This is a genomic window from Haloarchaeobius baliensis, assembly GCF_052060055.1.
Lineage (GTDB): Archaea > Halobacteriota > Halobacteria > Halobacteriales > Natrialbaceae > Haloarchaeobius > Haloarchaeobius baliensis.
Genome location: NZ_JBPPFR010000001.1, coordinates 1,835,318 through 1,844,502, shown reverse-complemented (window position 1 = coordinate 1,844,502; position 9,185 = coordinate 1,835,318). Strand labels below are relative to the sequence as shown.

Genomic DNA, 9,185 nt, shown 5'->3' with positions numbered 1-9,185 from the left:
GAGAGGTGTCTCAGGCCGACTCGGGCACCTCGAAGGCGAACTCGTACGTCTCGGTTCTCGCCTCGTCGAGCAGCGTCTCGACGAGCTCCGTCTTCCCCTTCGAGTACTCGCCGAGGTCGTCGGTGTCGTCGGCCAGCCGTCGCTTCACCGACTCGTACTCCTCCCGCAGATCGTCGCGGTCGCGGAGCACGTCCCGCGTGGCGACGCTGACCTTCCAGCCGTCGTCCGACTCTCCGAAGACGTGGACGTTGAACCGCTGGCCGTCGTGGCGGCGGGGGACGACGTTCCAGCCGTCGTGGTTGTCGTAGCGCTTTCCGCCGAGTCGGTGGACGATGGCGGTCGCCACCTCGCGGACCGTGCCGTCGGTGACGACGACGTCGAGGTCGACGATGTCCTTCGCGGCGAGGTCGGGAACGGCCGTCGAGCCGACGTGTTCTACCCGGACGATACTGTCGCTGAGGCCGGCCGCAGCGAGCGCGTCGCGGAGCCGACCGCGCTCGGCCTCGTACCGTTCGACCCACGTCTCGTGACGCGAGTCGACGAGTTCGATGGGGTCGTCTTTCAGGTCGACCATTAGTAGGCCGAGTCGAGCGGACCACTTGAAACTCCGTGTTCCATGTCATCGTTCGTCATCCATCATCGCTACAACGGTCCGGCATCAAGAGTCACCATGGGTTTCCACACGTTCCCAATCGACCGCGCCGACGCGCTGGAGGATCCCTCCCGCTACCGCTACTGTTCCCGTGAGGAGCTGGTCGCCGCACTCGCTCTCGACGGGAGCGAGACCGTCGCCGACCTCGGCTCCGGGACCGGCTTCTACACCGACGACGTGGCACCGTTCGCCGCCCGGGTGTACGCCGTGGACGTGCAGGCGGAGATGCACGAGCTGTACCGCGAGAAGGGGATGCCGGAGAACGTCGAGCCCGTGACCGCTCCCATCGACGACCTGCCGCTCGACGACGACGCCCTCGACGCCGCGTTCTCGACGATGACCTACCACGAGTTCGCCGGCGAGGGCGCACTGGACGAGCTGGCGCGCGTGCTCGGTCCGGGGGGCCGTCTCGTCACCGTGGACTGGACGGCGTCGGGTGAGGGGGAGTCCGGGCCGTCGCGAGACGAGCGGTACGACCGGGAAGCCGCCGTCTCCCATCACGAGGAGGCTGGCTTCACGATGGAGCGCGCGGAGGAGCGCCCCGAGACCATGCTGCTCGTCGCCACCCGGGACTGAACGTCTGTCCAGTTTTCCCGCTAGGATGTGTTCTAGGAGTATGATTGCATTGGGGGAGTATGCGTTTGTTACAGGATAACGCTTTATTGTGTGGATGTGTAACATACTATCACGATGGTACGAAACGACCCGTACACACCGACCAGGGCCGAGTACGAGTGCGTCCGCTGTGGGGCGCGGCTCGACTCGGCCAGCGCGACCTGTGACAACCCGCTCTGTGACGGCGAGGTCCGGAACGTCGCCGTCTCGCGAGAGTAGTACAGCACACTGCCGGAGAACACCGACGTGCCAGCGCCACCGGATCCCGTTCCTGCGGCCCCCTCGGGCCGCACTCGCCGTTCACCGACCCCGACGGACGTCTCAGGAAAGATTTAGGTACGTTCGGAGTCAGGTCAGGGTATGGACAATAACGAGCGTGCCGGCTGGACGAAGGCGGACAAGGGCGCGGCGGTGCTCGCGGTCGTCCTCGGCCTCGGCTACGTACTCCCACCGATCCAGCGGACGGTGGTGGCGGTCTGGTCGGCGGTTCTGGCCCCGCTGGCGGTCGTCCTCCCGTTCTCGGCCCTGCTCCTGCTGCTCGCCGGGACCAACGGGGTGTTCACCGCGCTCCTCCAGGCGAGGTTGCGTGACTCCGACCGGGCCGAACGACTCCAGGAACGCATCGAGGAGCTCCAGGCACGACTCAGCGAGGCGCGCGAGGCCGACGACCTGTCCGTCGACGACCTCGACGACGAACAGCTGGAGCTGAACCGGACGATGCTCGCGATGCTGAAGGCGAACTTCAGGCCGCTCGTCTGGAGCACGCTCGTCACGGTCCCGACGTTCCTCTGGCTGCGCTGGGTGTTCCTCGCACCCGCCGCCGGCATCGCGCCGGCGATGGTGTTCGTCCCGCTCGTCGGGCAGCTGTCGTGGACCGCGACGGTCGTCGGGCCGATCAAACTCTGGCTGGCGTGGTACTTCGGTGCGTCCCTCTCGACCGGGTTCGTCGCACGCCGGCTGGTCCGTCGCGTCGGTCTCGGTCAGTGAGTCAGAAGTCGGGCAGGTCCTCGGGCGGCTCGTAGTCCGCCTCCCAGTCGATGTACTCCTCCTTCAGCACGTCGCAGACGACCTGCCCGAGCTCCGTCAGGCCCGCGTTGATCGCGGAGACCGTCCCCCAGGAGTCGATGTCGGTGTGGTAGTTCCGCTCCTTCCAGTCCTCCGGGATGCCCGGTGCGTGGTAGCCCACCCGATCGGCGAAGTCGTCCCAGAAGAAGTCGAACTGCTCGAACAGGTCCATCTCGCCGGCGATGCGGAACTCCTCCTCGGTCATGTCGGCGTGCTCCGCCCACTCGTTGAACGCCCGCTCCCACGCGCCGTCGTGGAGGAACGCCTCCAGCTCCTCCCGGCGGTAGTCCGCGTCGGCGGCGACCGACGCGTCCTCGTACTCGTTCGGGTCGACGTACTCGAGTGCTGGCGGGGCGGGGGCGTCGACGTCAAGTCCCATGCCCCGAGGTAGGGCACGCCGTCCGATAAGGGTGCAGGTCCGGGGACGGACGGTCGTGGCCCTCGGTCTCAGAGGGTCCCGTCGTCCGCCGCCTCACGCACGGTCGCTGCCCGCTCGCGGATTGCCGCGAGCTCGCCCTCGTCCTTGTTGTCGAGATGGTGATAGACGAGTCCCATCCGCCCGGTCGCCCGAAGCCGCTCCTCGTGGCGGTCGAGGAACGCCCAGTAGAGCGCGTTGAACGGGCAGGCGTCCGGACCGGTCGTCTCGTCGGGGTCGTAGCGACAGGCACCACAGTGGTCGCTCATCTTCTCGACGTAGTTCGCCGAGGAGACGTACGGCTTGGTGGACATGGCGTCGGTCGCGAAGCTCCCCATCCCGACGACGTTCGGCGTCGTCACCCAGTGGTACGCGTCGACGAAGCCGAGGTGGAACCAGCGGTTCAGTTCGGCGGGATAGACCCCGAGCAGCGTCGCGAGGTTCGAGAGCACCATCAGCCGCTCGATGTGGTGTGCGTAGCCCCGTTCCCGGACGTGGCCGACGCAGGCTTCGAGACAGCGCATCTCGGTCTCGCCCGTCCAGTACGCGTCGGGGAGTTCCATCCCGTGTCCCAGCTGGTTCGCGTCGACCATGGCGGGCATCTCCCGGCGGTAGACGTGTCTGGTGTACTCGCGCCAGCCGAGGAGCTGCCTGACGAACCCCTCGACGCTCGCCAGCGGAGCGTCACCGGCCTCGTAGGCGTCGATGGCCGCCTCGATGCACTCCTCGGGGCGGAGCAGGCCGAGGTTGAGCGCGGGCGAGAGCAGCGCGTGGTTCAGCGACCAGGACCGTTCGACCATCGCGTCCTGGTACGGGCCGAACGTCGGGAGCCGGTCGGCGACGAACGCGGCGAGCGCCTCGAGTGCCTCCTCGCGGGTGACCGGCCAGCGGAACGGCTCGGCCTCCGCGTCGGCCCACGTGTCGAACGTCTCCGCGACCCAGTCGACGACCTCGCGGGTCGTCTCGTCCGGCTCGAACGTGGGCGGGTCGGGGAACCGGACCTCCGGACGGGGGAACGAACGGTTCTCCTCGTCGAAGTTCCACTCCCCGCCGACCGGCTCGTCCCCCGCCAGCAGGTAGCCGGTCCGGCGACGCTGGAAGCGGTAGAACTGCTCGTGGATGGGGTCGTCGTCGCCCGCCCAGTCGTCGAACTCGTCGGGGGAGCACAGGAACAGGTCGTTCTCGACGACCGACAGTTCGACGTCGACCCCCGCTTCCTCGGACGCCGCCGCGACGACCTCGTGGAGGCGCTCGGGCGCGCCGTGACTCGGCGGCCGCATCGTCACCAGTCGGTCGGGGTCGTGCTCGGCGAGGTGGCCGGCGACGCCCTCCCCGAAGGTCCCGACCTGGCGATAGTCGACCGTGTGGCCGGCGTCGCGGAGCCGGTCCCGGAAGTGACGCATCGCGCTGAACACCAGCACGAGCTTGTGCGGGTGGTACGGCAGCCTGTGTGCGAACGCCCGTGACTCGACGAGCAGCACCGGCTCCTCGCCGGGTGTCAGGTCGGCGAGCGGGTCGGTGTCGGTCGCGAGCTGGTCGCCGAGCACCCAGACGGTCATACCCGACGTTGGGCCGGCGTCGGTAAAAGCGCGGTTCCGAACGAGCCGGTGAGCGGGGACGAGTCGATGGTCGCCGGTGGACGGTCCCGTCTCAGGCCCGCGTCAGCGCGTAGAAGACGACGGCGAGCCCGACGAGGTCGACCACCTGTCGGAGGATGGAGAGTCCGAGGTCGAGCTCCCGAGTGGTCCCACCGGGCAGCAAGAGCAGGAAGTGCACGGTACCCAGCAGCGCGATGCCGAGCGCCAGCGCGCGCATCGCCTGGCTCCCGTTCCGCAGGTAGCCGCGGTACGCCTGGTAGACGACGAGCAGGCTGACGACGACGCCGACCGCGGCGACCGCAGCGCGCACGAGAAGCGGGTCCATCATCGCGACACCTCCGGCTGGTGGTCACCGTCTCGGTCGTTCGTCTGTGGTGTCGGTCCGGTCATGGTCAGTCACCCGCGTAGATGGCGTACAGCACGATGCAGAGGCCGGCGAGGCGCGCGGTCGCGACGACGGTGCTCGTCGTCGGCCCGGGGTACCGAAGCGTCGACAGCACCAGGTTCAGCACCTTCGGCACGGCGACGAGGGTGAACAGTCCGGTGCTGAGCGCGAGGAGCCGCGTGCTCTGGCTGCGCTGGTAGGCCCGGTAGGCCCGGTAGGCGATGATGCTCGCCAGCACGATGGAGGCGAAGACGCCGACGAACAGCGTCAGGACGAGTACCGTCGGCCCGCCGGTGGTGGTGACGCCTTGCATCTATCTCAACTCCTCGAACAGGCTGGTGAACCGGTCCGCCGGGTCGGTCTGTCGCTCGATCTCCACCTCGAAACCGTCCTCGCCGAGCTCGATGGTCACCCGCTGGAGGTTGGCGACGAACACCTCGTAATGGTGGCCGTCGGGGTCGAGCTCCTGCTGAGACTCGATGAGGTCGTGCTCGCGGAGCCGGTCGATCCGCCGGTAGATGGTGGGGGGAGAGGCGTCGCACCGCTCGGCAAGCTCGCCGGCCGACATCGGCTCGGAGCTGGTCCTGATGAGGATCGCGCGGGCGTACTCGTCCTCGAGCAGCCCTGCGACGTCCACGAGCACCTCATCGCTCATCGAGTCGGGTTTTCTGCGCGACCCCTTATAAAAGAGGCCAAACTTTCTGTTCCTGAAATCGAATCAACGTTTATACAACGGGTGAGCGAGATGAAGCGAACACGATGGCAGCTATCGAAACGAACGCCCTGACGAAACGATTCGGCGACGTCCTCGCCGTCGACGAGCTGGACCTCACGGTCCGGGAGGGGGAGATCTTCGGCTTCCTCGGCCCGAACGGTGCCGGCAAGTCGACGACGATCAACATGCTGCTCGACTTCCACCGTCCCTCCAGCGGCTCGGCGACCGTCCTCGGCTTCGACGCCCAGGACGAGATCGACGAGATCCGCGAGCGGGTCGGCGTCCTCCCCGAAGGTCTCGAGCTGTACGACCGGCTCACCGCCCGGGAACACCTCCAGCTCTGCGTCGAGATGAAGGACGCCCCGGACGACCCGATGGACGTGCTCGAACGCGTCGGACTCAGCGCGGAGGCCGACCGGAAGGCCGGTGGCTTCTCGACCGGGATGTCCCAGCGGCTCGCCCTGGGGATGGCGCTGGTCGGCGACCCCGACCTCATCATCCTCGACGAGCCGTCCTCCGGGCTCGACCCGAACGGCATCCAGCACATGCGCGAACTCCTCCGCGAGGAGGCCGCCGACGGCACGACCGTCTTCTTCTCCTCGCACATCCTCAGCGAGGTCGAGGCGGTCTGTGACCGCGTCGGCATCATGAGCCAGGGCGAGCTCGTCACCGTCGACACCATCGACAACCTGCGCGAGCGCTCCGGCGACGCCGGCGAGGTCGAACTCACCGTCGAGACGGTGCCCGACGACCTCGGCCTGAAGGTGATGGACGACGTGAGCGACGTCGAGGTGGACGGCGACGAGATCCGCGCCTACTGCCACGACGGCGAGGCGAAGATGAACGTCATCCGGCACGTCGACCGCGCCGCGACCGTGACGAACGTCGTCGCCACCGAGACCTCGCTGGAGGAGCTGTTCAACAAGTACACCGGCGGCGGGCGCGACGGCCTCGACGAGGACGCCCGCGAGCTCGCAGAGGAACGCGAGCAGCCCCCGGAGGTGGCCCGATGAGCCTGCAGGCGGTCGTCAAGAAGGACTTCCTCGACGTGCGCCGGGCGAAGCTCGTCTGGGGTGTCGGCTTGCTCTACACGCTGTTCGCAGTGCTCTCGTTCTGGGGGACCGGCTCGAGCCCGAACAGCGAGATATACAACGCGTTGTTCTCGATGGCCGGGGTCGCCGTGCTCATCATCCCGCTCGTCGCGCTGGTCGCGGCGTACCTCTCGGTCGCCGGCGAGCGCGAGTCCGGGAACCTGAAGTTCCTGCTCTCGTACCCGAACAGCCGCCGTGACGTGGTGCTCGGGAAGTTCATCGCGCGGTCGGCAATCGTGGTCGCCGCCATCGTCTTCGCGTTCCTCGTCGGCCTCGGGATGGCGTTCTACTACTTCCCGACCGTCGAGCTGGCGGACTACGCCGGGTTCGTCGCAATCACGCTCGTCTACGCACTGAGCTACGTCGCCATCGCGGTCGGCATCTCCGCCGCGACGAGCACCCGGTCCCGTGCGATGGGGGCGGCCATCGGCTCGTGGTTCGTGCTCAACGTGTTCTGGAACTTCCTGCCCATCCAGCCCGCGACCGTCATCGAGTTCCTCGCGGACAAGCTCGGCACGAGCGTCTCCCAGAACTTCAAGGACCTCGTCTGGGTGCTGAGCCCGACAGGCTCGTACTTCAACGCGCTCGACCTCATCTTCCCGAGCCGCTTCACCGGCGGCGAGTCGGGTGCGACCGCGGCGGACCCGTTCTACCTCCAGCCCGAGTTCATGTTCGTCATCCTCGCGTTCTGGATCGTCGCCCCCCTCGCGCTGGGCTACTGGCGGTTCGAACGCGCCGACCTCGGCTGACCCTGCGACCGCCTCACAGACGCACCGAACGCTTTTTCTGTCGGCTTTCGTCGGAGCAGCCATGCAGGAGTTCGTCACGCCGCCGCCCGTCGAACGAGGGGACTCGGTGGCCGTGGTCGCACCGGCGTCGAACGTCCCGTCCGAACTCTCACACGTCTACGAGCTGGGGCTCGAACGGATTCGAGAGCAGTTCGACCTCGAACCGGTCGAGTACCCGACCGCCACGAAGGACCCGGAGTGGCTCGCCGAGCACCCCGAAGCCCGCGCACAGGACGTGATGGACGCGTTCGCGGACCCCGACATCTCGGCTGTCATCGCGAACATCGGCGGCAACGACCAGCTGAAGGTGCTCCCACATCTCGACCCCGAGCTCCTCCGCGAGAACCCGACCCGGTTCTACGGCTGGTCGGACAACACGAACCTCGCGTGCTACCTCTGGAACCAGGGCATCGTCTCCTACTACGGCGGCTCGACGCTGCTGGAGTACGCGATGGACGCCGAGATGTTCGACTACTCGGTCGAGTACATCGGCCGGGCGCTGTTCGAGGAGAGAATCGGCGAGTGGGAGGCGGCGGACTGCTTCACCGACCAGGCGGGCGACTGGGAGGACCCCCGGAGCCTCGACTATCACCGCGACATCGAGCCGTCCGACGGTCGGACCTGGGTCGGCGGCGAGGAACGATGCGAGGGTCGCATCTGGGGCGGCTGCTTCGAGGTGCTGGACCAGTGGTTCGTCCACGACGAGTGGCTGCCCGAACCCGAGGCGCTCGAGGGCTGCGTCTTCGCCATGGAGACCAGCGAGGAGCTCCCCCACCCCGGGATGGTGAAGGGGTGGTTGCAGGCGCTCGGCGAGGCGGGCTATCTCGAAGCCTTCGACGGCGTGCTGGTCGGACGACCGACCGCCCGGAACCACACCCCGGCCGGCGACACGCCGGCCCACGAACGCGAGACGTTCCGCGACCAGCATCGACAGGTGGTCGAGTCCGTCCTCGCCGAGTACAACCCGGACGCGCCGGTCGTGCTCGACTGCGAGTTCGGCCACACCTACCCGACCTGTCCCCTGCCCATCGGCGGCGAGGTCCGCATCGAGCCAGAGACGGAGACGCTGACGCTGCTGTAGGGTCGCGGTGACTCCGGAAGGATTTTGGACGCCGCATCGGTAGCACGGTACCCCATGGTTCCCGACGACGACCCCATCGCCAGAGCCGCCTACGACGAACTGGCGGACTCCTACGCCGAAGACGTGCGCTCGAACGCCTACAACGCCCACCTGGAGTTTCCCGCCACGTCGTCGATGATCCCCGAGGTCGACGGGAAACGAGTCCTCGACGCGGGCTGTGGCACCGGCGTCTACACCGAGCTCCTGCTCGACCGGGGTGCAAAGGTCGTCGGCCTCGACGCGAGCGAGGAGATGCTGACCCACGCTCGGGCGGCGGTCGGCGACCGCGCCGAACTCCGGCAGGCCGACCTCGGCGAGCCGCTCGACCTCTCCGACGACAGCTTCGACGGCGTCGTCAGCGCCCTCGCGCTGGGCTACGTCGAGGACTGGGAGCCGCTGTTCGCGGAGTTCGCCCGAGTCCTCCGGCCCGGCGGCTTCGTCGTGTTCTCGACCGGCCATCCCCTCGACCAGTTCCCGCTCGACGAGGGCGGCGAGCCGGCGGACGCGGAGAACTACTTCGAGGTCGAGCGGCTCACGAAGGAGTGGGACGTGCCGGTGCCGTACTACCGGCGGCCGTTCTCGGCGGTCGTGAACCCGCTGCTCGAGAACGGGTTCCGGCTGGAGACGGTCGTCGAGCCACAGCCGACGGCGGGCTTCCGGGAGCGACTCCCCGAGCGCTACGAGAAGGAGTCCCGTTACCCGGTGTTCCTCTGCGTGCGGGCGCGGCTGGCGTGAGCGTTC

Annotated in this window: 13 protein-coding genes; 7 read left to right on the top strand and 6 right to left on the bottom strand. The window is 67.9% G+C overall.

Annotated features, from left to right (window positions below):
- Positions 1-10: 10 nt before the first annotated feature.
- The gene (locus ACSG06_RS09395) at positions 11-574 is read right to left on the bottom strand and encodes a GrpB family protein (protein ID WP_440990005.1); all 564 of its coding nucleotides are present in this window, start codon (positions 572-574) and stop codon (positions 11-13) included.
- 96 nt (positions 575-670) lie between these two features.
- On the opposite strand from ACSG06_RS09395, the gene ACSG06_RS09390 reads away from it, so the two are divergent.
- The 3 genes from ACSG06_RS09390 to ACSG06_RS09380 all read left to right on the top strand — a co-directional run bounded on the left by ACSG06_RS09390 (position 671) and on the right by ACSG06_RS09380 (position 2,254).
- On the top strand, positions 671-1,228 hold the full coding sequence (locus tag ACSG06_RS09390) for a class I SAM-dependent methyltransferase (RefSeq protein WP_440990304.1): 558 nt from the start codon (positions 671-673) through the stop codon (positions 1,226-1,228).
- A gap of 114 nt (positions 1,229-1,342) precedes the next feature.
- Positions 1,343-1,486, top strand: a complete 144-nt coding sequence (locus ACSG06_RS09385) for a rubrerythrin-like domain-containing protein (protein WP_440990004.1) — start codon at positions 1,343-1,345, stop codon at positions 1,484-1,486.
- Between the two features lie 141 nt (positions 1,487-1,627).
- Positions 1,628-2,254, top strand: a complete 627-nt coding sequence (locus ACSG06_RS09380; protein ID WP_440990003.1) for a DUF106 domain-containing protein — start codon at positions 1,628-1,630, stop codon at positions 2,252-2,254.
- 1 nt (position 2,255) lies between these two features.
- Here ACSG06_RS09380 and ACSG06_RS09375 read toward each other — a convergent pair whose 3' ends face one another.
- The 5 genes from ACSG06_RS09375 to ACSG06_RS09355 all read right to left on the bottom strand — a co-directional run bounded on the left by ACSG06_RS09375 (position 2,256) and on the right by ACSG06_RS09355 (position 5,385).
- Positions 2,256-2,711 carry a DUF7992 family protein gene (locus tag ACSG06_RS09375; protein WP_440990002.1) on the bottom strand — a complete coding sequence of 152 codons (456 nt, stop codon included), beginning with the start codon at positions 2,709-2,711 and terminating at the stop codon, positions 2,256-2,258.
- 68 nt (positions 2,712-2,779) lie between these two features.
- A complete protein-coding gene (locus ACSG06_RS09370; protein WP_440990001.1) occupies positions 2,780-4,306 on the bottom strand; it encodes a cryptochrome/photolyase family protein in 1,527 nt (508 codons plus the stop codon).
- Positions 4,307-4,397: 91 nt separating this feature from the next.
- Positions 4,398-4,673, bottom strand: a complete 276-nt coding sequence (locus tag ACSG06_RS09365) for a DUF7521 family protein (protein ID WP_440990000.1) — start codon at positions 4,671-4,673, stop codon at positions 4,398-4,400.
- A 64-nt stretch (positions 4,674-4,737) separates the two neighbouring features.
- Entirely contained in the window at positions 4,738-5,043 is a 306-nt protein-coding gene (locus tag ACSG06_RS09360) for a DUF7521 family protein (protein ID WP_440989999.1), read from the bottom strand.
- Positions 5,044-5,385 carry an ArsR/SmtB family transcription factor gene (locus ACSG06_RS09355; RefSeq protein WP_440989998.1) on the bottom strand — a complete coding sequence of 114 codons (342 nt, stop codon included), beginning with the start codon at positions 5,383-5,385 and terminating at the stop codon, positions 5,044-5,046.
- A 104-nt stretch (positions 5,386-5,489) separates the two neighbouring features.
- Between ACSG06_RS09355 and ACSG06_RS09350 the strand changes: the two genes are divergently transcribed.
- The 4 genes from ACSG06_RS09350 to ACSG06_RS09335 all read left to right on the top strand — a co-directional run bounded on the left by ACSG06_RS09350 (position 5,490) and on the right by ACSG06_RS09335 (position 9,179).
- Positions 5,490-6,458 (top strand): ABC transporter ATP-binding protein, encoded by a 969-nt coding sequence (locus ACSG06_RS09350; RefSeq protein ID WP_440989997.1) that lies wholly within the window; start codon positions 5,490-5,492, stop codon positions 6,456-6,458.
- Positions 6,455-7,285, top strand: coding sequence for an ABC transporter permease (locus ACSG06_RS09345; RefSeq protein WP_440989996.1), 831 nt, complete (start codon positions 6,455-6,457; stop codon positions 7,283-7,285). Before ACSG06_RS09350 ends, ACSG06_RS09345 begins: the two co-directional genes overlap by 4 nt.
- A 61-nt stretch (positions 7,286-7,346) precedes the next feature.
- Positions 7,347-8,405: a S66 family peptidase gene (locus ACSG06_RS09340; protein ID WP_440989995.1), complete on the top strand. Its 1,059-nt coding sequence runs from the start codon at positions 7,347-7,349 to the stop codon at positions 8,403-8,405.
- A gap of 54 nt (positions 8,406-8,459) precedes the next feature.
- On the top strand, positions 8,460-9,179 hold the full coding sequence (locus ACSG06_RS09335; protein WP_440989994.1) for a class I SAM-dependent methyltransferase: 720 nt from the start codon (positions 8,460-8,462) through the stop codon (positions 9,177-9,179).
- Positions 9,180-9,185: the final 6 nt, after the last annotated feature.